The sequence below is a fragment of the Polaromonas sp. genome (genome assembly GCF_049790275.1).
Classification (GTDB): Bacteria; Pseudomonadota; Gammaproteobacteria; order Burkholderiales; family Burkholderiaceae_C; genus Polaromonas.
In genome coordinates, this window is sequence record NZ_JBAQYR010000064.1 from 1 (window position 1) to 23,503 (window position 23,503).

24 protein-coding genes are annotated in these 23,503 nt (G+C 62.4%); 8 read left to right on the forward strand and 16 right to left on the reverse strand.

The genetic code is table 11. From position 1 onward, the window contains the following. From WA904_RS09120 to WA904_RS09135, 4 genes are all read left to right on the forward strand, one after another. Positions 1-133, forward strand: a 133-nt coding sequence (locus WA904_RS09120) for a 50S ribosomal protein L31 (RefSeq protein ID WP_425196847.1), incomplete at its 5' end; no start/stop codon positions are given. A gap of 99 nt (positions 134-232) precedes the next feature. After that, positions 233-1,951, forward strand: a complete 1,719-nt coding sequence (locus WA904_RS09125; RefSeq protein ID WP_425196807.1) for a hypothetical protein — start codon at positions 233-235, stop codon at positions 1,949-1,951. Positions 1,952-2,040: 89 nt separating this feature from the next. Beyond that, positions 2,041-2,715 (forward strand): GNAT family N-acetyltransferase, encoded by a 675-nt coding sequence (locus WA904_RS09130; protein ID WP_425196808.1) that lies wholly within the window; start codon positions 2,041-2,043, stop codon positions 2,713-2,715. Then, a complete protein-coding gene (locus tag WA904_RS09135) occupies positions 2,712-3,629 on the forward strand; it encodes a carbon-nitrogen hydrolase family protein (RefSeq protein WP_425196809.1) in 918 nt (305 codons plus the stop codon). The genes WA904_RS09130 and WA904_RS09135 overlap by 4 nt, the downstream gene beginning before the upstream one ends. Here the strand turns inward: WA904_RS09135 and phoR are convergent. The 7 genes from phoR to pstS form a co-directional block, all read right to left on the reverse strand. Then, entirely contained in the window at positions 3,593-4,960 is a 1,368-nt protein-coding gene (gene phoR, locus WA904_RS09140; protein WP_425196810.1) for a phosphate regulon sensor histidine kinase PhoR, read from the reverse strand. The two genes, WA904_RS09135 and phoR, sit on opposite strands and share 37 nt — an antisense overlap. Further along, positions 4,957-5,682 carry a phosphate regulon transcriptional regulator PhoB gene (gene phoB, locus WA904_RS09145; RefSeq protein WP_425196811.1) on the reverse strand — a complete coding sequence of 242 codons (726 nt, stop codon included), beginning with the start codon at positions 5,680-5,682 and terminating at the stop codon, positions 4,957-4,959. The genes phoR and phoB overlap by 4 nt, the downstream gene beginning before the upstream one ends. A 103-nt stretch (positions 5,683-5,785) precedes the next feature. Continuing rightward, positions 5,786-6,487: a phosphate signaling complex protein PhoU gene (gene phoU, locus WA904_RS09150; protein ID WP_425196812.1), complete on the reverse strand. Its 702-nt coding sequence runs from the start codon at positions 6,485-6,487 to the stop codon at positions 5,786-5,788. Positions 6,488-6,507: 20 nt separating this feature from the next. After that, positions 6,508-7,299: a phosphate ABC transporter ATP-binding protein PstB gene (gene pstB / locus WA904_RS09155; RefSeq protein WP_425196813.1), complete on the reverse strand. Its 792-nt coding sequence runs from the start codon at positions 7,297-7,299 to the stop codon at positions 6,508-6,510. A gap of 59 nt (positions 7,300-7,358) precedes the next feature. Then, positions 7,359-8,219, reverse strand: a complete 861-nt coding sequence (gene pstA / locus WA904_RS09160) for a phosphate ABC transporter permease PstA (protein WP_425196814.1) — start codon at positions 8,217-8,219, stop codon at positions 7,359-7,361. Next, positions 8,216-9,181, reverse strand: coding sequence for a phosphate ABC transporter permease subunit PstC (gene pstC / locus WA904_RS09165; protein WP_425196815.1), 966 nt, complete (start codon positions 9,179-9,181; stop codon positions 8,216-8,218). Before pstC ends, pstA begins: the two co-directional genes overlap by 4 nt. A 113-nt stretch (positions 9,182-9,294) precedes the next feature. Then, entirely contained in the window at positions 9,295-10,338 is a 1,044-nt protein-coding gene (gene pstS, locus WA904_RS09170) for a phosphate ABC transporter substrate-binding protein PstS (protein ID WP_425196816.1), read from the reverse strand. A gap of 250 nt (positions 10,339-10,588) precedes the next feature. Here pstS and WA904_RS09175 point away from each other — a divergent pair, with 250 nt between their 5' ends. The 4 genes from WA904_RS09175 (at position 10,589) to WA904_RS09190 (ending at position 14,355) form a co-directional block, all read left to right on the forward strand. Next, positions 10,589-11,008 carry a fasciclin domain-containing protein gene (locus WA904_RS09175; RefSeq protein ID WP_425196817.1) on the forward strand — a complete coding sequence of 140 codons (420 nt, stop codon included), beginning with the start codon at positions 10,589-10,591 and terminating at the stop codon, positions 11,006-11,008. A 154-nt stretch (positions 11,009-11,162) separates the two neighbouring features. Further along, positions 11,163-12,308, forward strand: a complete 1,146-nt coding sequence (locus WA904_RS09180) for an ABC transporter substrate-binding protein (protein WP_425196818.1) — start codon at positions 11,163-11,165, stop codon at positions 12,306-12,308. A gap of 65 nt (positions 12,309-12,373) precedes the next feature. Continuing rightward, positions 12,374-13,870, forward strand: a complete 1,497-nt coding sequence (ppx, locus tag WA904_RS09185; protein WP_425196819.1) for an exopolyphosphatase — start codon at positions 12,374-12,376, stop codon at positions 13,868-13,870. Between the two features lie 224 nt (positions 13,871-14,094). Beyond that, positions 14,095-14,355 carry a hypothetical protein gene (locus WA904_RS09190; RefSeq protein ID WP_425196820.1) on the forward strand — a complete coding sequence of 87 codons (261 nt, stop codon included), beginning with the start codon at positions 14,095-14,097 and terminating at the stop codon, positions 14,353-14,355. A gap of 29 nt (positions 14,356-14,384) precedes the next feature. Here WA904_RS09190 and WA904_RS09195 read toward each other — a convergent pair whose 3' ends face one another. From WA904_RS09195 to WA904_RS09235, 9 genes are all read right to left on the reverse strand, one after another. Then, positions 14,385-14,855, reverse strand: coding sequence for a SixA phosphatase family protein (locus WA904_RS09195; RefSeq protein ID WP_425196821.1), 471 nt, complete (start codon positions 14,853-14,855; stop codon positions 14,385-14,387). A 1-nt stretch (position 14,856) separates the two neighbouring features. Then, positions 14,857-16,965: a polyphosphate kinase 1 gene (ppk1, locus tag WA904_RS09200; protein ID WP_425196822.1), complete on the reverse strand. Its 2,109-nt coding sequence runs from the start codon at positions 16,963-16,965 to the stop codon at positions 14,857-14,859. Positions 16,966-17,054: 89 nt separating this feature from the next. Then, positions 17,055-18,122, reverse strand: a complete 1,068-nt coding sequence (locus WA904_RS09205) for a glycosyltransferase family 4 protein (RefSeq protein WP_425196823.1) — start codon at positions 18,120-18,122, stop codon at positions 17,055-17,057. Beyond that, positions 18,119-18,982 carry a UDP-2,3-diacylglucosamine diphosphatase gene (locus tag WA904_RS09210; RefSeq protein ID WP_425196824.1) on the reverse strand — a complete coding sequence of 288 codons (864 nt, stop codon included), beginning with the start codon at positions 18,980-18,982 and terminating at the stop codon, positions 18,119-18,121. The genes WA904_RS09205 and WA904_RS09210 overlap by 4 nt, the downstream gene beginning before the upstream one ends. Beyond that, entirely contained in the window at positions 18,982-19,824 is an 843-nt protein-coding gene (locus WA904_RS09215) for a GNAT family N-acetyltransferase (protein WP_425196825.1), read from the reverse strand. The genes WA904_RS09210 and WA904_RS09215 overlap by 1 nt, the downstream gene beginning before the upstream one ends. Before the next feature lie 93 nt (positions 19,825-19,917). Then, the gene (locus WA904_RS09220) at positions 19,918-21,867 is read right to left on the reverse strand and encodes a PhoX family protein (protein ID WP_425196826.1); all 1,950 of its coding nucleotides are present in this window, start codon (positions 21,865-21,867) and stop codon (positions 19,918-19,920) included. A 231-nt stretch (positions 21,868-22,098) separates the two neighbouring features. Next, positions 22,099-22,329, reverse strand: a complete 231-nt coding sequence (locus tag WA904_RS09225; protein ID WP_425196827.1) for a hypothetical protein — start codon at positions 22,327-22,329, stop codon at positions 22,099-22,101. A 141-nt stretch (positions 22,330-22,470) separates the two neighbouring features. Further along, on the reverse strand, positions 22,471-22,878 hold the full coding sequence (locus tag WA904_RS09230) for a DUF1801 domain-containing protein (RefSeq protein ID WP_425196828.1): 408 nt from the start codon (positions 22,876-22,878) through the stop codon (positions 22,471-22,473). Positions 22,879-22,917: 39 nt separating this feature from the next. Continuing rightward, positions 22,918-23,427 (reverse strand): DUF1801 domain-containing protein, encoded by a 510-nt coding sequence (locus WA904_RS09235; protein ID WP_425196829.1) that lies wholly within the window; start codon positions 23,425-23,427, stop codon positions 22,918-22,920. Positions 23,428-23,503: the final 76 nt, after the last annotated feature.

The window sequence follows — 23,503 nt, forward strand, 5'->3', positions numbered from 1 at the left end:
GTCCAGCGAGTCGCAGCCCTTCGACACCGGCACACAGAAATCCGTGGACAACATGGGGGGCCGCGTCGAGAAATTCCGCAACCGTTTTGGCAAGACACCTGCCAAGGACGTTGCTGCAGAAGCTTCCAAGTAAGCTGCAACACCTTTCTCCGGCCCCATGAAAAAAGCAGCCTGACCCTCAGGCTGCTTTTTTTTGCCCCAAAATCGGGCATTCCGTTTTCGCTGCCATCCCTTGAACAAACCCTCCCCAGCCATCATTGCCCAGTCAGCGGTTCGCCGCTTGCCCCGACTTGCGCTGCTGCTGTTTTGCGTGGCTTATGTGCTGCCGGGCTTCCTGGGCCGCGGCCCCTGGAAAAACGCCGATATCGCGGCCTTCGGCACCATGCAGGCCCTGGCCTCGGGTGCCACCAGCTGGCTGCACCCGCAACTGCTGGGACAAGCCGGCGAATTTGAAGCGCTGCTGCCTTACTGGCTCGGCGCACTGGCCATCAAGGCCTTGCCCTTTCTCGATCCCGCTTTCGCTGCACGCATCCCTTTCGGCCTGCTGCTGGCGCTGACCCTGCTGACCACCTGGTATGCGGTCTATTACCTGGCGCGCAGTCCGCAGGCCCAGCCCGTGGCGTTTGCTTTTGGCGGCGAAGCCAGCCCGGTCGACTACGCTCGCGCCATTGCCGACGCTGCCTTGCTGGCACTGATCGCCAGCCTGGGGCTGGCCCAGCTTTCGCACGAAACCACACCCGCGCTGGCGCAGCTCGGCTTCATGGCGCTGGTTTTTTACGCGGTGGCTGCCAGTGCCTACCGCAACGCCTGGAAAGTGATGGGACCGGCACTCGGGCTCGCCACCGGACTAGCCGGATTGGCCCTGAGCGGCGCACCGACCGTGGCCACCTTGCTGGGTGCGGGCAGCACACTGGTCGCACTTGGCAGCACCCGCCGCAGTCAGGGCGAAAAAGACACAGCCCATGCCTGGCGCTGGGTGCTCCTGACCGGAGCACTGACCCTGGCCGTGGCAGGCCTGGCCCACGGGCTGGATCTGTGGCGCTGGCGCATCGAAATTCCCGGCCTGGAAAGTCCTGCGGACCGCAAGGAATGGCGCAGCCTGGCACGCCTGCTGGTCTGGTTCACCTGGCCAACCTGGCCGCTGGCCGCCTGGACCCTGTGGCGCTGGCGCCGGCAATTGACAAGCCGCCACGTCGCGCTGCCCTTGTGGTTTGCGCTGGTGGCGCTGGCCGCCACGGTGACCACCACCGCCTCGGACCGCAGCCTGCTGCTGAGCCTGCCGCCGCTGGCCGCCCTCGCCGCTTTTGCCCTGCCCACCCTCAAACGCAGCGTGGCCTCGCTGATCGACTGGTTCACACTGCTGTTTTTCACCGGCTGCGGCATCATCATCTGGGTGATCTGGATCGCCATGCAGACCGGCATGCCAAAGCAGCCTGCGGCCAATGTGGCCAAGCTGGCACCCGGGTTTGAGCCCAGTTTTTCATGGCTGGCTTTTCTGGCCGCGGCACTGGCCACCGTGGCCTGGGCCTGGCTGGTCAAATGGCGTGCCGGCCGCCAGCGTGCTGCCATCTGGAAATCCATGGTGCTGCCTGCAGGCGGGGCCACGCTGTGCTGGCTGCTGCTCATGACCCTCTGGCTACCCCTGCTCGACTACGCACGCAGCTACGCGCCCCTGTCGCGGCAGGTGGCCGCCCGGGTGGACACCGGGGCATGCGTCGAAGTTTTTGGCCTGAACAGCGCCCAGGTGGCTGCCTTCCAATACCACGGGTACCTGAACTTGCGCCAGGCCGGTGCCAGGGCGGCCTGTCCCTACCTGGTGGTGGACGCCGATGCGCAGGACAAACTCAGCAGCACCGTCGATATGCCCGAGTGGGCATTCCTGGCCACCGTGCGCCGGCCGACCGACAAAACCGAAAATGTGCTGCTGTTCAAACGCGTCAGCCGGCCGTGAGCGGCCTCGTCCGCCTTCTTTCCCCTCCTCCCTCCTGGACGCCGCTTCCCCGCCAGCGGGCGGGCTTTCCCTGACTTCCAGCGAGCCACATGCCCAAACTCATCGTACGAAACACCACAGTCCATGACATTGAAGCGCTGGTGCGTCTGCAGCGCGAGGTCTACCCCGGTATTCCTGCATGGCAACACGACCGTGTAGCGCACCAGATCGAATTGTTTCCGGAAGGCCAGTTCGTCGCCTTCTACGATGACAAGCTGGTCGGCTGTGCCAGTTCGCTGGTGATCCAGTGGGACGAATGGTCGGAACCCCATACCTGGGACGAAATCACCGCCAAGGGAACGTTCGACACCCACGATACCGCGGGCTACACGCTGTACGGCGCAGAGGTATTCGTCGCGCCCCTGCTGCGCGGCAAGCGGCTGGGCCATGCGCTGTATGAAGCCCGGCGGCGGGTCTGCAAGACCCTGAACCTGCGCCGCGTCATCGCCTGCGGCCGGCTGCCGGGCTACCACAAGGTTGCCGACCAGATGCCGGTGGACCTGTACGCGCGCAAGGTTCTGTGGGGAGACATCACGGACCCGGTGCTGAGCTTTCAGCTGCGCGAGGGATTCAGGTACTGTGGCATCATGAAAAACTACCTGGCCGATGACCAGGAATCGCGGGGTTATGCGTCGCTGATCGTCTGGCTCAATCCGGACTACGACGCCTCCAGGCCTTCGGGCCTGCAATTGGCGCAAGACGCCGCAAAGGACCTGCCACGATGACCACCACCAGCCCTCCAACCGGCGTTCACGAACCCAAGCCCATCACGGTGCGCATCGCGGCGGTGCAGTACCTACTGCGGTCCATCCATGACTGGAACGGCTTTGAAAACCAGGTGCGCTTTGTCATGAAAGCTGCTGGCGACTACAAACCCCAGTTTGTGCTGCTGCCCGAAATCTTCACCACGCAGCTGCTTTCATTCATGGATACCAGCGACCTGCGCCAGGCCGTGCGCAACATGAACGACTACACCACGCGCTACATCGACCTGTTCAAGGAACTCGCCGCGCAGTGGAAGGTGCACGTGATCGGCGGCAGCCACCCGACCATACGCGACGGCCAGTTGCTGAACACTGCCTATCTTTTCACGCCCGAGGGAAAGGTGTTCACCCAGGACAAGATCCACCTGACGCGCTGGGAGAAGGAAAAATGGAAAGGCGACCCCGGCCATCACCTGCGGGTATTCGACACGCCGCACGGCCGCATCGCCATCCTGATCTGCTACGACATCGAGTTTCCCGAGCTCAGCCGCAAGGTCTGCGAAATGGGTGCCGACATTATTTTTGTGCCTTCATGCACCGACGACCGCCAGGGTTTCCTGCGCGTGCGTTATTGCTGCCACGCCCGGGCCATCGAAAACCAGGTTTACGTGGCAGTGACCGGCACCGTGGGCAACCTCCCGGTTGAAGGGCTGGGACTGCACTACGGCCAGGCAGCCATCATTACCCCGTCGGACTTCCCGTTCGCGCGTGATGGCATTGCCGCCGAGGGTGTACCCAACATGGAGCAAATTGTCATTGCCGATGTCGACCTCGGCAAACTGGTCATGAACCGCGTCGCCGGCACCACCATTCCGCTGTATGACAAGCGCGTCGATGTTTACAGCAACGACGTGGAAATCGTGGCCACAGCCTGAAGCTGGCGCACCCTGGCAGCCGGGAAAACCATTGAAAACCGGGAGCCGTGCCCTGGCTGGCTTTCGATGCGGAGTTCGGCACCATGGCGCTGCATCACGTGTTTGACAATCGCCAGGCCCAGCCCGGTGCCGCCGGTTTCGCGCGAGCGGCTGCGATCCACCCGGTAGAAACGCTCGGTCAGGCGTGGAATGTGTTCCGCGGCGATGCCTGGCCCGGTGTCCTGGACCTGGAATTCCCCACGACCATCGTCGAGCACCCGCCAGCTGATCTTGATCAGGCCTGAAGGCGGGGTGTAGCGCACGGCGTTGGTCACCAGGTTGGACATGGCGCTGAGAAGTTCGTTCTGCACGCCCGCCAGCTCACAGGGGGGCCCCGGTTCAAACTCCAGCCTGTGGCCCGCCGGGGCCAGCATGGTCGACAGCGAGCGTGCCTCCTGCTCGCACTGCGCCAGCAAGGCACCGGTCGTCACCCACTCGCCGGTATCGGGGAGAGGGCTGCCCTCCAGCCGGGACAAGGTGAGCAGGTCGTTGACCAGCGTCTGCATGCGCTGCGACTGCTGCGCCATCAGGCCCAGATACCTGGTTCGCTCGGGTTCCTTGAGCGGCAGTGTCTGCAGCGTTTCAATGAAGCCTGACAGCACCGTGAGTGGCGTGCGGATTTCATGCGACACATTGGCCACGAAATCGCGGCGCATGGCCTCCGCCAGCTCAAGTGCCGTGACATCCCTCGATAGAAGCAGTTTGCGGCCCCTGCCGTAGGCATGCAGATGCACCGCCAACTTGACGGGCCGCGCCGGCGTTGACCGGCCGCCAGGAATCGTCACATCCCGGGAGAAGTTGCCCGAGCTTAAGTAGGCCGTAAAAGCAGGATCACGCACGAGATTGGCGATGTGTTGCATCACGTCGCGCTGCGCGTCGAAACCAAAATGCTGGGCGGCTGTCTGGTTGCACCATTCGATCCGCCCTTCCGCATCGAGCAGCACGACGCCGTTGGGTGAGGCCTGCATGGCCGCCAGGAATTCGTTGAGCCGAGCCTGGCTCTCCTGGTAGTGGCGGTCACGATTCTTCAGTATGCGACGGGTCCGGTCAGCGACCTCACCCCACATCCCGCCGGTGGGCGGAGATAAGCTGGACAACGAGCCCGGCTCTTCAGCGTTCTGCTCGGCCCGTAACCATTTCAGCAAGCGCACAATCTGCAGGGTGTCGAGCAGAAGCCACACAAAGCCGGCGAGCAACAACCCCGGCTCTATACCATCCTTGCCGGCCAACCACCAACCCACGCCAGACCCGAGCAGCAAACAGGCTGCAAAAGTTATCCAGCGATTGATCATGTCCCTGATTGTGCAGCAGCTGGCTGACCCACCGTTGTTAGCGATGTCAGCCTGTAACCGGCGCCGCGTACCGTCTCCACCATCGCCCCGGCAGCGCCGAGTGCCTCGCGCAGGCGCTTGACGTGCACGTCCACCGTCCGTTCCTCGATGAACACGTGGTCACCCCAGACCTTGTCCAGCAGCGTGCTGCGGCTGTGTACCCGCTCGGCATGTTTCATCAGGTAGTGCAGCAGCTTGAACTCCGTAGGACCGAGCTTGAGCTCCTTCCCCTGGAAGGAAATGCGGTGCGTGGCAGCGTCGAGCATCAAGTCGCCAACCGTCACGCTGTCGTTGACCGACTCCGGCGCACGCCGGCGCAGCACCGCGCGTATGCGGGCCAGCAACTCCTGCGTGGAAAAGGGCTTGGTGATGTAGTCATCGGCGCCAGCGTCCAGGCCGGCAACCTTGTCGGGCTCGTCCCCCTTGGCGGTCAGCATCAGGATGGGAATGCTTTTGGTACGGGACTGTTTGCGCAGGTGCCGCGCCAGAGACAACCCGCTTTGCCCGGGCAGCATCCAGTCCAGCAGAATTGCATCGGGAAGCACCGCATCGAGTTCGCGCTGCGCGGCCACGCTGTCGCCGGCAATCACCGGGGTGAAGCCGCCGTGCGTCAGGTTCACCGCAATGAGCTCGGCAATCGCCGGCTCGTCTTCAACGACCAGTATGCGTGGCTGGTGTTTCATGGGCAAGGAAAATTCCCGGGATTCCTGCGCCAGGTCGCCTCAGGGGAAAAGGTCCGCCCAAGGGAAGCGGCGAAAGACGCTAAATGACGCGTGCGGCAGCCCACTACTTGACCGCCGACTCGATCTGGTCCATCGGACTGTGCCGGACGTCGGCACCCTTGACGATGTAGATGATGAATTCGGCGATGTTCTTGGCATGGTCGCCGACGCGCTCGATGGCCTTGGCCACGAACAGCAGGTCCAGGCTGGACGAAATGGTGCGGGGGTCTTCCATCATGTAGGTGATGAGCTTGCGCACAAAACCGTCAAACTCCTGGTCAATCAGGTCGTCTTCCTTCAGGATCGAAACAGCTGCGGCCGTATCGAGGCGGGCAAATGCATCCAGCGCCTTGCGCAGCAATGCGGACGCAAGCTCTGCCGCAACATTCAATTCCGAAGCAGGCAGGGCTCGCGAGGAGCCGCTTTCAATGATGGACTTGACCATGCGGGCGATTTTTTCCGCCTCGTCACCTGCGCGCTCCAGATTCGCAGTGGTTTTCGAAATTGCAATCAGCAGACGCAGATCGCGCGCGGTCGGCTGGCGACGTGCAATGATGGACGACAGATCACGGTCAATATCGATTTCCATCGCATTGACCCGGGCCTCGGTCTCGATGACCTTGTTGGCGGTTTCGGCACTGAACTGCGACAGTGCATAGATGGCGTGGCGAATCTGGGACTCGACCAGTCCGCCCAGCTCCATCACGCGGGAGGATACGGTGTTGAGTTCGCTGTCAAACTGGGTAGACAAATGTTTTTCGGGCATGGTGCGCTCCTGGTGCCTGGTCAGCCGAAACGGCCGGTGATGTAGTCTTCGGTTTCCTTGCGCATGGGCTTGAAGAAGATGTCTTCCGTTGCGCCGAACTCCACCAGGTCGCCCAGGTACATATAGGCGGTGTAATCGCTGCAGCGCGCTGCCTGTTGCATGTTGTGCGTCACGATGACCACGGTGTAGTCGTTCTTCAGCTCGGTGATCAGCTCTTCAACTTTCGCGGTGGAAATGGGATCCAGGGCCGAACACGGCTCATCGAGCAGCAGCACTTCGGGCTTGATGGCAATGCCACGGGCAATACACAGACGCTGCTGCTGTCCGCCTGAGAGGCTGGAACCGCTCTGACTCAGCTTGTCCTTGACTTCGGTCCAGAGGGCCGCCTTGCGCAAAGCCCACTCCACCCGTTCATCCATGTCGGCGCGGCTCAGGCTCTCGAACAGCTTGACCCCAAAAGCGATGTTGTCGTAGATCGACATGGGGAAAGGGGTAGGCTTCTGGAAAACCATACCCACCTTCGAACGAATCAGGGCCACGTCCTTTTTCGACGTGAGCAGATTCTCGCCTTCAAAAAAAACCTCGCCCTCGGCGCGCTGCTCGGGATAAAGCTCGTACATGCGGTTGAAGATGCGCAGCAGCGTCGACTTCCCGCAGCCCGAAGGGCCGATAAATGCCGTCACTTTTCTCTCCGGAATTTCCAGATTGATACCCTTGAGGGCATGAAATTTTCCGTAATAAAAATCAAGATCCTTGACCGATATCTTGGATTTTTCGGCTGGCTTTTCACGTAACGCGGTCATGGTTTCCATGCTTGATCTCTCTTGTCTTGTCGTGTTGTGCTGTGAGGGCTGTCCCGGATGCCACGGGGTCAAATCTTGTTGCGTGTCAGGATGCGCGCGAGAATGTTCAGGCCGAGCACCGCCATCGTGATCAGGAAAACACCGGCCCAGGCCAGCTTCTGCCAGTTCTCATAGGGACTCATGGCAAATTTGAAAATGGTGACAGGCAGGCTGGCCATCGGCTCAGTCAGGCTGGAGGTCCAGAACTGGTTGCTCAAGGCGGTGAACAGCAGTGGCGCGGTTTCTCCCGCCACGCGGGCCACGGCCAGCATGACCCCCGTCACGACACCTGCCCGTGCCGCCTTGAGCGTGATGCTCAAAATGACTTTCCACTTGGGTGCACCCAGCGCGTAGGCCGCTTCCCGCAGGCCGGCGGGCACCAGCTGCAACATGTTTTCGGTTGTCCGTATCACCACGGGAATCACAATCAGTGCCAACGCGATCACACCGGCCCACCCCGAAAAGGACTTGAAGCGGGAGACCACCACGGCATAAACAAAAAGGCCGATCACAATGGACGGGGCCGACAGCAAAATATCATTCACAAACCGGGTCACCACGGCCAGCCAGCCCTTGGTGTCGAATTCGGCCAGATAGATGCCGGCCATGATGCCGATCGGCGTCCCCACAAAGGTGGCCAGCATGACCATCAGAAAGGAGCCGTAAATGGCGTTGGCCAGGCCGCCCGGGTCGTTGGGTGGCGGCGTCATCTGCGTCAGCGTGTCGAGCGTCAGCCCTTCCACGCCAAGGCGCACGGTTTCAAACAGGATCCAGAACAGCCAGAACAGGCCAAAAGCCATGGCGGCCATCGCCAGCGCGATGGCCACGCGATTGACGAACTTGCGTCTGGCGTATTTGGCTTCGCGGGCATCGGATGCGACGGCGCTCATGTTTTTGCCCCCTCATTTTTCTGCAATTGCGCCAGCAGGATTTTGGACAGGGACAGGACAACAAACGTGATGAAGAAAAGCACCAGGCCGAGGTACATCAATGCGCCCTGATGCAGGCCTTCACCAGCCTCGGCAAATTCGTTGGCGAGCGCGGAGGTGATGCTGTTGGCCGCCTCGAACAGGCTCAGTGAATTGAGCTGGTTGAAATTGCCGATCACAAAGGTGATGGCCATCGTCTCGCCAATGGCGCGACCCAGCCCCAGCATGATGCCGCCCACGACACCTGCCTTGGTGTAAGGCAGCACCACCGTAGAAACCACTTCCCAGGTGGTCGCACCCAATCCATAGGCAGACTCCTTGAGCAACGTGGGCGTCACCTCAAAAACATCGCGCATCACTGACGCAATGAAGGGAATAATCATGATGGCCAGGATAATCCCGGCAGACAAAATGCCGATGCCGACTGGGGCACCGGAAAAGAGCGGCCCCAGGTAGGGAACATCGCCGAAGGCTTTTTGCAGTGGCTGCTGCACATAGGTGGACAGGACGGGACTGAACACAAGCAGGCCCCACATGCCGTACACAATGGACGGTACTGCGGCCAGCAATTCAATGGCGGTGCCCAGCGGGCGCTTGAGCCACGCCGGCGAAAGCTCGGTCAAAAACAGGGCGATGCCAAAACTGACAGGAACCGCAATCAGCAAGGCGATGGCTGACGTCATGACGGTCCCGTAAATCATCACCAAACCGCCGAAGTCCTCCTTGACGGGATCCCAGGTCGTGCTGGTCAGAAAGCCGAGACCGAATTTGGTGATGGCCGGCCAGGCACTGATGGTCAACGATGCCAGGATGGCAAGCAGCACACACAGCGTAAACAGGGCCGCACCCTTGGCCACAAGGCCAAAGATGCGATCAGCCCAAGGGCCCGAACGGGCTGTTTTCATGGAAGGCGGCTTGGTCATGACACGCCCGGAGAATTTGACGGTCTGGTGGGAAGAAGGTCTTTCATTCGCCGGAAGTGTAGTTGACACTCATCTACTCCTGAAAATCGGGCCGGTCAGGCGGGGGATTCAATTTACTTGACGGGAACCGGCTTGCCGGAAGCATCGGTCACCTTGGACCACGCTTTCTCAATTGTGGCAATCACAGTGTCCGGAATGGGCACGTAGTCAAGCGCGGCGGCGGTTTTGTCGCCATTCTTGTAGGCCCAGTCGAAAAACTTGAACACTTCGGTGGCCGAGGCCGGCTTGTCCTGCTTGAGCTGCATCAGGATGAAGGTGGCGGTGGAAATAGGCCAGGCGTTCTTGCCGGGCTGATCGGTGATCAGCTGGTAAAACGACTTGTTCCAGTCGGCGCCGGCAGCCGCTGCTGCAAACGCAGATGCCTCGGGAGCAACAAAGACGCCATCCTTGTTCTTGAGCAGGGTGTAGGTCATCTTGTTCTGCTTGACGTAGGCGTACTCGACGTAACCGATCGAGTTAGGCAAACGGTTAACAAAAGCGGCTACGCCTTCGTTGCCCTTGCCGCCGGCGCCGACCGGCCAGTTGACGGCCGTTCCCTCTCCGACCTTGGCTTTCCACTCGGGATGCACGCGGCTGAGGTAATTGGTGAAGTTGAAGGTGGTGCCGGAGCCGTCGGCACGGCGGACAGGGGCGATCGCAGCATCAGGCAACGGCAGCGATGGGTTGAGCGCCTTGATCGCAGAATCGTTCCATTTCGTGATCTTGCCGAGATAGATATCGCCCAGCACCTGGCCGTCCAGTTTCATCTGGCCTGCAGCAATACCCTTGATATTGATGACGGGGACGGTTCCGCCGATCACGGCGGGAAACTGCATCTGGCCTTTTTTGGCCAGGACCTCATCGGTTTGGGGCATGTCCGAGGCACCAAAGTCCACGGTTTTGGAATCAATCTGCTTGATGCCGGCGCCGGAACCCACTGACTGGTAGTTCACCTTGACGCCGGTTGCCTTGTTGTAGTCAGCAGCCCATTTGGAATAGACAGGAGCCGGGAAAGTTGCGCCGGCACCAGTGATCTCCTGGGCCATCACAACGCCCGACAAGGACATGGCAACCACGCTGGCCACACCGGCCAGAGACAATTTAAAGCTCATTTTCATCAGAACACCTCTTGGGTTGGTTGAAACACTGGCCTGACTTTAGAAGGGTTGTGTGACAAAGACGTGACAGCAGCCCCCACCCTGCTGCTGGCGCCCTCCTCCGGCCGTTCGCCTGGAGCAACCGCGTCACCAAGCTGTCACGAAAACTCCCTAATCTCGGGCTGTTTTCTTAACCAGGAGTTACTTCATGTTTCATCGCCGCGTTTTGCTTGTTGCCCTCGCTGTCGCCGTCGTATCCGGTTGTGCGTCCATGTCATCACCCAAGTCGGTGGCCGACACCATCGCAGCCGACTCTTCGCTGAGCACGCTCAACGGCCTCATCGTCAAAGCAGGCTTGACCCCCACCCTGCAGGATGCCGGTCCGTTCACCGTGTTTGCCCCCACCAACGAGGCATTCAAGGCCGTGCCTGCCAAAACCATGGACGCCCTTGCAAAAGACCCGGCCATGCTCCGGAATGTGCTGACCTACCACGTGCTTGCCGGAAAAGTGATGAGCGGCGACGTCAAAAATGGTTCTGTCAAAACCGTCAACGGCGCCAGCGTGGCGCTGGCCAAGGCCGGCGAGTTCCTCACTGTTGAAGAATCCATGGTGCAGACCGCGAATATCGTTGCCACCAACGGCGTGATCCACACCGTGGATCGCGTGATGATTCCCCCCGTCAAGAAATAATGCCCTGATCCGGCGCCGGCCGTCGCCAGATTTCCTGCACTACTTCGGCATTTTCGGCCTCCGCCCCCATTCAGCGGGCGTGAGGCGCTACTCATTCAATAGCAATTCAAACCAGACGGTGACGCCATCGGGGCTGCGCCGTGGAGAAAAAACCATGCATTTCCACTCAAAGCTCCGGCGCCGCCAGATGTTGCTGGGCGCCGGCCTCCTGGCGGCGCAGGTCGCTGTGCCTGCCCTGGCCCAGCCCGGCAAGTCAGCGGGCAGCGCCCGCACCCTCAGCGTGGCGCAAGTGGTTGACTACTCGCTGACCCAGCAGGACGTCTCCAAGGACTTCCTGATTGGAGCGCGAGCGGCCTGGCAGGACATCAATACCCGCGGCGGACTGCGCGGAAAAACCGTGCGGCATCTGACGCTGGAAACCGACGGCACGCCCGCCAGCGTGCGCGCCGCGCTGGACAAAATAAAGGATGATCCCTCATGCGTCGTTCTCTCGGGCACCGTCGGCGACCAGGTGGCCAGTCAGGTCGTCGCACAACTGTCGCAAGACAGGCTGTCCATTGCCCATGCCGCCCCCTGGCTGCAAAACTCCAGCCTCGCCATCGACGAACAAACCTTCCCCATTTTTGCGGCCCGCCAGCAGCAGATCACCTATGCCCTGAAGACCCTGTCGGGGATGGGCTTGAAGGAGCTCGGCGCGGTGTACGCCTCGAGCCAGGACCAGACGGTTTATCGCGAGGATGTCGAACGCATCGCCGGCAACATGGGGCTCAAGCTGCTGTCTCTTCGCGGTTCGGGCGATCTGGGCGTTCTGGGCCAGAAACTCACGCCGGCTACCCCGGCCGTCCTGCTGTTCCTGGGCGGTACCCCCGAACTGGCCCAATTCACGCAAGGCCTCGGCAAACAGGCAAGGCAGCGCTACATCGTGGCGCTGGCCGATGTGAACATCCAGACCATGATCCAAATGGGCGGTGCACGAACCACGCCTGTCATCGCTACCCAGGTGGTGCCCCTGATCAACGCCAGCCTGCCGGTAGTGCGTACCTATCGGGAAACACTGGGCCGCCTGTTCGATGAGCCACCCGTGCCGCTCAGCCTGGCTGGTTTTATCGCGGCCCGCTACACCCACGATGTTTTAAGCGGCGTCAATGGCCCGCTAACGCGCCAAACCGCACTGGCCGAATTCCAGCGGCGCGCCGACGTCGACGTGGGCGGTTTCCGCATCAGTTATGACGCCCAGCGCCGCAGTGCAACCTACGTGACGCAAAGCATGACCACGGTAGACGGCCGGCTGGTCGGCTAAGCGCGCAACAGTCGATGAGGATCCCGCGCGAATGCTATGCTGAGCCTCCTCTCAGACGCTCACACATGCAAAATGGAACCCGCCTGGCTGCCGTGGACCTTGGGTCCAACAGCTACCGCCTCGAAATAGGCCGCCTCGACCACGGCCAGATTCACCGTACCGAATACCTCAAGGAAACCGTGCGCCAGGGCAATGGCCTGGACGCCGAGCGCAACCTCACGCCAGAGGCCATGCAGCGCGGCTGGGACTGCCTGGCCCGTTTTGGCGAACGCCTGGCCGGTTTCAAAAAAGGGGAAGTGCGCGCCGTCGCCACCCAGACGCTGCGCGAAGCCCGCAACCGCGACGTTTTCCTGCAGCGCGCCCATAAGGTGCTCGGGTTTCCCATCGACGTGATCTCCGGCCGCGAAGAAGCCCGCCTGATCTACCAGGGCGTGGCGCATCTGCTGCCCCAGTCCGACGAACGCCGCCTGGTGGTCGACATTGGCGGCCGGTCCACCGAAATGATTCTCGGCAAAGGCCTGGAAGCCCAGACCATGGAGTCCTACCGCGTCGGCAGCGTCGGCTGGTCCATGAAGTATTTTCCCGACGGCCAGTTCAGCACCCGCGCTTTCCAGACCGCCGAGGTGGCCGCCAAGGCCGTGCTGGACGAAGCCATCAACACCTACCGCAACGACAGCTGGGATGTGGCTTACGGCTCGTCAGGCACGGTGGGCGCCGTCAGCGACGTGTTATTTTCCGCCGGCTGGCCTCAGGGTCTGGTCACGCGCGACGGACTGGACTGGCTGCTGGACCGCCTGCTCAAGGCGCAGAGCGCAGAGCGGCTCAAGCTCGACGGCATGAAGGAAGACCGGCGCGCGGTGATCGGCGGCGGCGTCAGCGTGCTGCGCGCCGTTTTCGAGCTGATGGGCATCACGCAGATGCAAACCGCCCAGGGCGCACTGCGCCATGGCGTTTTGTATGACCTGCTGGACCGCGAGGGAGAAGCGACCGACCTCCGCTCGACCACGGTACAGCGCCTGGCCCGCAAGTTCGATGTCGAGGCCGCGCAGGCCCAGCGCGTCAGCAAAGTCGCCCGGGCCCTTTTTGCGCAAGTCAGCAGCGGCCTGTCCCCGGCGGAGCTGGGGCGGGTGCAGCGCAAGCTCGACTGGGCCGCCCAGCTGCATGAAATCGGCAGCCACATCTCGCACAGCGACTATCACAAACACGGCGCCTACATCCTGGACAATGCCGACGCGCCCGGCTTCTCCCTGCCGGAACTGCACCGCCTGAGCCTGCTGGTGCTGGGCCACCGCGGCAAGCTGCGCAAGCTCGAAGCCGATTTCGAGGACGAAATTTTTGTGCAGCAACTGCTCTGCCTGCGTCTGGCGGTGATCCTGTGCCACGCGCGCCGCGAGCCCGACTCCCGGGACATGCGGATCAGTGAAAACGCCGGCGGCCACCAGTTCCTGCTCGGCTGCCGCCCTGGCTGGTCAGACACCTTCCCCCAATCAGCGCACCTGCTGCGCGAAGAGGCGCTGGCCTGGCAGAAGACACCGTGGTCGCTTGTGCTGGGTGGCGTGTAAACAGGCAGGCTTGACCAGTTTCGAATGAACGATATAAACTGTATATACCGTTTATTTGAAAGACACCGTTCATGGCTACTGCGAAAAAATCCCCTGTCACCTCGAAAGCAGGCACTGCCCCTAAAAAAGTGCCTTCCGGAAAAGTGGGCACCTCTCCGACCTCCAAAGCCCTCCCGGCCAGGAAGCCGGGTGCTACCAAAAAAGCTGCGGCCCAACCCAAACCAGTGGCTGCCCCCCTGCCCGACAAAGCCGCGAAGCCCAAGAAGCCAAAACTGGTGCGTGACAGCTTCACCATTCCCAAGGCCGAGTACCTGGTGCTCGACGAACTCAAGCAGCGTGCTGCAGTGCTGGCACATCCGGTGAAAAAAAGTGAGCTGCTGCGCGCCGGCATCAAAGCCCTGGCTGCCATGCCCGATGCGGCATTCCTGGCAGCGCTGGCCGATGTTCCGGCCATCAAGACCGGCCGTCCGACGCAGTCAACCTGAGCGCCTGAGTTCGGCCAGGGCCGGGCTGCTCAGAGCACTTCGGGCGACTGGACAGTCACCACCACGGTCTGCAAGCCACCCTCGCGTTCGCGGGTGCGCAGCCACCAGAGTGCTCCCTTTTTCACGGGGCAATCGGTTTCCTGCAGGCCCAGCAGCTGGGCAATCGTTTGCCCCAAGGTGGGCTGATGGCCTATTACCAGGATGGGCAGCTTGTTCACCGGCCATTGAACCAGTTCCAGCAGTTGCGACGGCGGCGCGTCGGGGCCAAGCTCTGCCCGGACTTTGTACTTTCTTCCCAGGGCCAGCGCCGTCTGCTCGCAGCGGCGCGCCGGGCTCACAAGAACGCGCGCGCGCTCCGGCAACTGGCGGTCCAACCAGCCGGCCATGCGGGCCGCCTGTTTTTCACCGCGCGACGTCAGTGAACGTTCGAGGTCGCTGACATCGTGCACATCGGCCGGCAACTCTTCGGCTTCCGCATGGCGCCAGAGAATCAGGTCCATCTCAGAGTTCCATCGCAGCACCGGCTGCCGAATAACGTGCCATCAACGCAGCCTGCGCGCCGTGCCGCGCTTCCTCGCCAGTGGCACCCACCCGCACATAATTACCGTCTGGCTGCAGGTCCCAGGCGTCCTGGCTGTCGTGCAGGTAGGCCACCAGGCATTCGTCGATGATGCGCTGGCGCAGCACCGGATCGGTCACCGACCACGCCAGCTCCACCCGCCGCAGCATGTTGCGGTTCATCCAGTCGGCGCTGGAAAGGTAAAGCGTTTCCTCCCCGTCGCAGCGGAAATAAAACACGCGTGAGTGTTCCAGGAAGCGGCCAATCACCGAGCGCACCCGGATGTTGTCCGTCACCCCCGGCACTCCGGCCGGCAGCATGCAGGCACCGCGCACCACCAGGTCAATCCTCACGCCGCTCTGCCCTGCCCTGACCAGCGCCAGCATCAGGCCTTCGTCGGTCAGCGCGTTCATCTTGGCCACGATGCGCGCTTCCTTGCCCTGCGCAGCCGCTTCGGCCAGCAGGTCCACTTTTTCAATCAGCTTGCGGTGCAGCTGGAACGGTGCCACCAGCAATCGGTTCAGCCTGGGTAATTTGCTCTGGCTGGCCAGATGCACAAAGACGTTGTCGATGTCTGCCGTCAGGTCCGGGTCGGCGGTCAGGTAACTCACGTCGGTGTACAGGCGCGCGGTGGTCGGGTTGTAGTTGCCGGTGGACAGGTGGGCATAACGCACCAGCTCCCGGCCCTCGCGCCGCGTGACCAGCAGCATCTTGGCGTGGGTCTTCAGGCCCACCACGCCATAAACCACCTGCGCGCCTATGGATTCCAGCATCTCGGCCCAGTTGATGTTGGCCTCCTCGTCAAAGCGGGCCTTGAGTTCCAGCACCACCGTGACTTCCTTGCCGCGCCGCACCGCCTCGCGCAGCAGCACCATGAGTTCGGAGTCCGGGCCGGTGCGGTAAATCGTCTGGCGGATGGCGAGCACCTGCGGGTCGTTCACCGCCTCGCGCAGGAAATCGAGCACACCGTTGAAACTCTCGAAAGGCTGGTGGATGGACACGTCCCCCTGCTTGAGCCGTTCAAAAAACGACTGCCCCGGCACCAATTGCGTCGGGTAGCAGGCCTTGTAAGGCGGAAAAAGCAGCTTCGGGTCGTTGACCAGGTCCACCAGCTGGTTCAGGCGCACCAGATTGACCGGGCCATGCACCCGGTACAGCGCTTCAGACGGCAGGCTGAACTGGCCGAGCAGGAAATCCGACAGGTGTTTGGAGCAGCCCGCCGACACCTCCAGGCGAACCGCCTGCCCGTAGTGGCGCTGCTCCAGGCCCAGACGCAGCGCGGTACGCAGGTTTTTCACATCGTCTTCATCCACCGCCAGGTCGGAATGGCGCGTCACGCGGAACTGCGAGAACTCCCCCACCTCGCGCCCCGGGAACAGGTCAGTGAGGTGCGCCCGGATGATGCTGGACAGGGAAACAAACAGCGACTTTTTCTGCGAGCCCTTGCTGTCGGGCATGTGGATCACGCGCGGCAGGACCCGGGGCACCTTGACGATCGCGATATCGTTCTGGCGTCCAAAGGCGTCCTTGCCACCCAGCCGGACGATGAAGTTCAGCGACTTGTTGGCCACCTGGGGAAAGGGATGCGAAGGGTCCAGCCCGACGGGAATGAGCAGCGGGCGCACCTCCCGCTCGAAATAGGCCTTGGCCCAGCGGCGCTGCGACGTATCCCGCTCGCCGTGCGAAACAATCCGTATGCCGTGCTTGGCAAACTCGGGCATCAGCTCGTCGTTGTACAGCGTGTACTGGCGCGCCACCATGTCGTGCGCGGCTGCCGACAGCGCCGTGAACGACTCTGCGGAGTAGGGTTCCTTCTGCTCCCGGTTCATCGCCGCCGTCAGGTGCAGGGCCGCGCGCACCTCGAAAAACTCGTCCAGGTTGGACGAAACAATACACAGGAACCTCAACCGCTCCAGCAGCGGCACATCGGGCCGTTTGGCCCAGTCCAGCACCCGCTCATTGAAGGCCAGGATGCTGTGGTCCCGGTCCAGGAACTGGACCAGGGGCGTGGCGGTCGGCGGTGGTGCAGGCAAGGCGGGTGGAATGGACATGCGGAATCTGTATTTTTATTGTCATTGATCTGACTTGTCAGTGTGCGCAGGTTTGATGACAAATGCGTGACAACAACATGACAACCCCTTCAGGCGTGGGCCTGTGCGGCCACCAGCTTGCTGTCGGCCTTCCTGTTCGCAGGCACCAGGTGCCCTTCGAACAGCTGGGCTGCCTGCAGCCAGCTGAAATCCAGTGCCCGGACACGGGCCTCGTGGCGCGGCACCGTCATCGCGCTGTAACAGGCGTGTTTCAAATCCTCGTGCATCACACCGCCGTGGCAACTGCCGTCGGGCTTGCCCAGCACCTCCAGCGGGCCATCGACCGGGTAGGCCGCCACCGGCGTGCCGCTGGCCATGGCCTCCAGCATCACCAGGCCAAAGGTTTCGGACCGGCTCGGAAACACGAACACGTCGGCCGCCGCATACACCCTGGCCAGTTCGTCTCGTGGCAACACCCCCAGCCAGCGCACCTGCGGGTAGCGGTCCTTGAGCGAGGCCTCCAGCGGCCCGACGCCGCAAACCACCTTGGTGCCCGGAATGTCCAGCGCCAGGAAAGCCTCGATGTTTTTCTCGTACGACACCCGGCCCACAAACAGCGACACTGGCCGCACCAGCGTGCCCATGCGAGGATACAGGTGCGCCTCGGGCTGGAATGAAAACAGCTGGGTGTCCACGCCATGCGTCCAGCTGCGCAGGTTGCGGAATCCGCGCTGCTCCAACATGCGCAGCACGCCCTGGGTCGGCACCAGAACACCGGACGAGGCCTTGTGGAAGTGGCGAAACAAGGCATAACCCCAGGACAGAGGAACCTTCAGCGCGGCATGGAGGATTTCAGGAAACTTGGTGTGAAAAGCGGTGGTGAACCGCAGGCCCCGTTTTATGCAGTAGCCGCGCGCGGCCCAGCCGAGCGGGCCTTCGGTGGCAACGTGGATGGCCTCCGGCGCAAAGGCATCCAGCTTCTCGGCCAGCAGGGCTTTCGGTCGCACCGCCAGGTCGATGCCGGCATAACCCGGGCAAGGGCGCGTCTTGAACAGGCCCGGGTGGATCACCGCCACACGGTGCCCCAGGGCTTCCAGCTCACGCACCAGTTCCACCAGGGTGGTGACCACGCCATTGACCTGCGGCTGCCAGGCGTCGGTAACAAGCGCGATCTTCATGCGGCCACCGTGGCCGTTGCATGGCCGCGGCCCTGGGTTTCATGGCTTGGTGCCCAGTGCAGCAGCGCCAGCGTGCCGTCGTAGTGCTCCACCAGCGCTGTGCGGCTTTCCACCCAGTCGCCGTCGTTGCAGTAAAGCACGCCGTCGATGTCGCGCATCTCGGCCCGGTGGATGTGTCCGCACACCACGCCCTGGTGACCGCGCCGGCGCGCTTCGTTGGCAACAGCCACTTCAAAGTCGGTGACATAGTTCAGCGCGCTCTTGACCTTCTGCTTGAGGTAGGCCGAAAGCGACCAGTAAGGCAGCCCCAGACGCGCGCGCAGGCTGTTGAGGTGCCGGTTGAGCTTGAGCGTGAATTCATACAGGTTGTCACCCACATAAGCCAGCCATTTGGCGCATTGCACCACGGCGTCGAAATAATCGCCATGAACAATCCACAGGTGACGGCCGTCGGCCGTGGTGTGCACGGCCTCTTCGACAACTTCGATGCCGCCGAACTGGTGGCCTATAAATTCACGCGCAAACTCATCATGGTTGCCGGGCACATAAATCACGCGGCAGCCTTTGCGCGCCCGGCGCAGCAGCTTCTGCACCACGTCATTGTGCGACTGCGGCCAATACCATTTGCGCCGCAGCTGCCAGCCGTCCACGATGTCGCCGACCAGGTAGAGGTAGTCGCTCGGGTGCGCCTTGAGGAAGTCCAGCAGCGCCGTGGCCTGGCAGCCGGGCGTGCCCAGGTGCAGGTCGGAGATGAAGATGCTGCGGTAACGCTTGCGCAGCGCTGCCTCGTCATGGTCATCGCCTTCGTCCGGCATGTGCCCCTGGTTCAGGGGACCGAGTTTGTCAAACAGCTTGCGCATCAGTCCCCCTTGCCGGAAAAGTGTTTGCGGTAACGCGGCGGCAAATCGGCAATGCGCATCATCATGGGCAGGTCGGCCGAGTTGAAGTCAGGGTCCCAGGCCGGCGCGCCCAGCACCTTGGCACCCAGGCGCAGGTAGCCCTTGATCAGCGCCGGCGGCTCGACCTCCAGCGAATCGTCGAGCCGCTCGACCGGCAGCGGCAGGCGCGGTGTGACGTGGTATTCAATCGGCGCCAGATGGGTCTGGCGCACCTGGCGCCAGATGCTGGCCGCCGCCTGCCCCATGGAGGCACCGGTGTGATGCATTGGAATGCTGGCGCAGCCGATCATGGTGTCGAGCTGGTTGCGCGCCATGAACTCGGCCAGCGCGCCCCACAGCGCCAGGATTACGCCGCCATGGCGGTGCTCGGCATGCACGCAGCTGCGGCCCAGCTCCACCATGCGGGCCCGCAGGAAACGCAGGCGTGTCAGGTCGAACTCGGTGTCGCTGTAGGTGCTGCCGGCACGTTTGGCCTGGGTCGGCGTAAGCACGCGGTAGGTCCCAATCACCTCCTGGCTGGCTTCGTCGCGCACCAGCAGGTGTTCGCAGAAGTCGTCAAACAGGTCGATGTCATGGCCGGGCAAGGTGTTGGGCAATGTCGCGCCCATCTCGAGCGCAAAAACCTGGTACCTCAGGCGCTGCGCCTGCCGGACCTCATCCTGGTGCCTGGCCCAGCTGACCTGGATCTTCCCCAGGGCAGGCCTTTGAACAGCGGCACCGACAGCATGAGAGCTTTGATGAAGTGACCCCCGTGGCATCGCGACTGGCGACAATGCAAAAGTGGGGTTGGGCAGTTCTTTCATGATGGACTCCTGGTTGTCTTCTCGCCAATGACTCTCGACACTCAAAAATTTCTGTAAAAAAGCCCCGCAGTCGGGGCTGTTGATGCTGGGAACCTAGGTCCCGACGATGCCGCCATCCTTGCGGCGGATCACGACAGTGGCCGAACGCGGCCGGCCACCCGTGGGGCCGTCGGGCCAGCTGCTCACGGCTTTCGGCTGGGCCGGGTCGCCGCGCTCGCTGGCGGTTTCGCCGGGGTGCTGGATGTTGATGAAAACCGCGCGGCGATCCGGCGTGAAACTCACCCCGGTGATCTCGCAGCCGGCCGGGCCAGTCAGAAAACGTTTCGTCTCGCCGGTCGCCGGGTCGGCGCACAGCATCATGTTGTTGCCTATGCCTTTGTAGGCACCCTTGTGCATGGCCGAGGTCGAAATGTCGGTCTGTATCCAGAGCAGGCCACCGGCATCGAACTGCAGTCCGTCGGGGCTGCCGTACATGTCGCCCTTGATGGTGCCGCGGTATTCGGCCTTTTCGGCATTCGGGTCGCCCGCCAGGGCAAAGTGCATCCAGCGGAATTCGGTGGCGCTGGCGTCGCCGTCCAGGCGTTTCGCAAACGTGCCCTGCCCCTTGCCTTCGCGCCAGCGGATGATGTGGCCCATGATGTTGTCATTGCGCGGGTTGGCCGCGTCGACCATGCGGCCGTCCTTGCCGCGGCTGCTGTTGTTGGTCAGCGTGACAAACACCTCGCCGGTGTTGGGGTGCACCGCCACCCATTCGGGGCGATCCATTTTGGTGGCACCCACAAGGTCGGCCGCCTGGCGGCACTTGATCACCACATCGGCCTGGCTGGCAAACCCGCCGGCGGCGTTCAGGCCGCCCTCGCCATGCACCAGCGGCAGCCAGCGGCCGTAACCCTGCTCGTCAAAACGCGCCACATACAGCGTGCCGTGGTCCAGAATGTCCTTGTTGGCGCGGTAGCCGCCGGGCTTGACCTTGTCGCGGCTGACAAACTTGTAGATGTACTCAAAACGCTCGTCGTCGCCCATGTAGACCACGGCGCGGCCGTCGCGGCTCAGCGTGGTGGTGGCGCCTTCATGTTTGATGCGGCCCAGCGCCGTGCGCTTGATCGGGGTCTGCGTCGGGTCCTGCGGGTCGATCTCGACCACCCAGCCGAAACGGTGCGGCTCGTTCGGGTGTTTCACCGCGTCAAAGCGCTCGTCGAACTCGTGCCAGCGGTAGCCAAAGCCTTTGGCACGCAGGCCGTAACGTGCCTCGTCCGGGTTCGGCTTGTCCTGCGCCGAAAAGTAGCCGTTCCAGTTTTCCTCGCAGGTCAGGAAAGTGCCCCAGGGTGTCTGCCCCGCAGCGCAATTGTTCAGCGTGCCCAGCGGGTGCAGGCCCTCGGGGTCGGCTGCGGTCTTCAGAAGCGCATGCCCTGCCGCCGGCCCGCTGAACTGCATGGGTGTGTGGCCGGTGATGCGGCGCGCATAACGCGAATTCGGCATGACGCGCCAGACGCCGGCACGCTCCACCACCTCGATCACGCTGACACCGTGCGCCGCCTGCGACTTGCGCACCTTGTCGGCCGTCCAGGTCTTCATGCCGTCGCTGTGCAGCAGGCCGTCGTCGGTGTATTCGTGGTTGATGGCCAGCAGGCCGTGGCGCGGGTTTTTATCGAGCGGGAAATACTCCATGCCGTCGTGGTGCATGCCCGACTGCAGCAACTGCTCCTGCCAGCTGTTTGACGCGTCTGCGCTGAATGCAGGCGCCGCAGCCCCGGCAATGCCCGTCGCGTCGCCCCAGCGGTACAGCACCTGGGCTTCGTACTCGGGCGGCACCACCAGCGCGTCGGCACTGGAAACCGGCACACCGGTAAAACCCAGTGGCTTGCCCTTGACGGGCGCCGCGGCGCTGGCCGTCAGCGTGTGCGAGCCCATCAGCAGCGCCACCGCCGCTGTCGTGCAGCGCAGCACATGACGGCGCTCGCCGTCTACCTCGTGAATGAAGGCATTGGACGTCGTGTTGACGCCGTCGCCCTGCTCATAATCCCTGCCGTATCCCTGACCCATGAATCACTCTCCATCGTGTTTTTGACTGATGGAAGGATTCTGGAAGTCGAGGGTGACGTGTTCATGTCACTTTGATGGCGGTTTGATGACAGACGCCAGCGGCGCTCACCCGCTATTGAATTAATAGCTGCCTGCGCTTGCTGGATATGGGCTGGAGGCCAAATTCACCATACTCCCGGCATCGGCCCGAAACCGGCAGCACGTCACTGCGGTTTCCGTTCGCCGGGTCGGCTACCAGAGTGCCGAGTCGCGCAAGCTTTCGAGTTGCTCACGCTCTCGCCAGAGCCGGCGCCGTCGCCACCACTCCAGAAGCACCACAATCGCCAGAGTAGCAACAAACGCTTCCCAGAGACTGAGGGGGCGGCCAACAGCGACGGGCGCCACCGCCCAGAGCAAGGCGCCCAGCAAAACTGCGAGGACAAAGGTGCCGACAGGCGTGAGGAGCAGGGTTCGGATAGCCACAAGTCATTTTCCACGCGGGAGGCGTCAAATTGTTGGGGAAAACTCTGATCGTGGCCTGAGCGCAACGTCCATGAGCGAGTGTTTCCAAAAGTGTTTTTTTGACCGGCCGACGCCACGGCGTCCGGTCATCGGACCCGATGGCTATCGGGCCGACGCGCTGTTCAGGGCTGCAGCAGCACGTACAAGCGTCTTGAGCGCCTTTTCATCCATCTTGTCACCCTCGTGAAAATCGATGGCGCGCCGGGTGTTGCCTTCGAGGCTGGAGTTGAAAAGGCCTGAAGGGTCCTCCAGCGAAGCACCCTTGGCGAAAGTCAGCTTCACGGCTTTCTTGTAGGTCTCACCGGTGCAGATGATTCCCGCGTGCGACCACACCGGAACGCTCCACTTCCACTCCTCAACCACGTCGGGAACGGCCTGCTTGACGAGCGTTCGCACCCGGGCCAGTGTTTCGCCCCGCCAGTCACCCAGTTCGCTGATTTTTGCGTCTATCAGCTGGGAGGCAGAGGCTCCTTCTCTTTCTTCCTTCGGGCCGCTCTTGCTCTTGTTCATGCTTGCTGCTCCTTTGCTCATGGTGGTTGTTGCATCCGCTCACATGCGTTCGCCGGGCAACTGGCTGGCCTGCTTCACCCAGTCGGCGAGCTGCGCTTCGCCGAACGGGTCGTCCTCGTGGATGTCGAGGTAACGCACTTCCTTTTGTTTGGACTCGCCCGGCGGCACAGGCCGCAGCGACGTGCCGCGAAAGAATGCCACCTTGACGTACTTCGTGAAGACATGAATGCTGAGGAACCAGCCCTCGTCCCCGACACCGTAAAACGGTGAGTTCCATTTGACGGCCTTGCGCACGCCGGGCACTGTGCGCACGATAAGCGCGTCGAGGCGGCGCCCGAGCTCGCTTTTCCAGCCCGGCATGGCAGCGATGTAAGCCTGCACCGGGGCATCACCGTAGCCCTTCGCGATCTGCGGATTGCCGCCTGAAAGAAGAACCGGCTTGGCCGCCTTGGGGGGCGGCACCTCCGGCGCCGTCTTGCGCGGTTGGGCCGCCTGGGCAGCGACCTTTTTTGCGGCCTTCGCCGGCGTCTCCGATGTACTTTTAGCCATTGCGTTCACTCCAGGGTTTGGCTTTGAATGGTGCCGGCAGGTTTCAATCCAACCGCGCCAGAACCTGCTCCAGGTT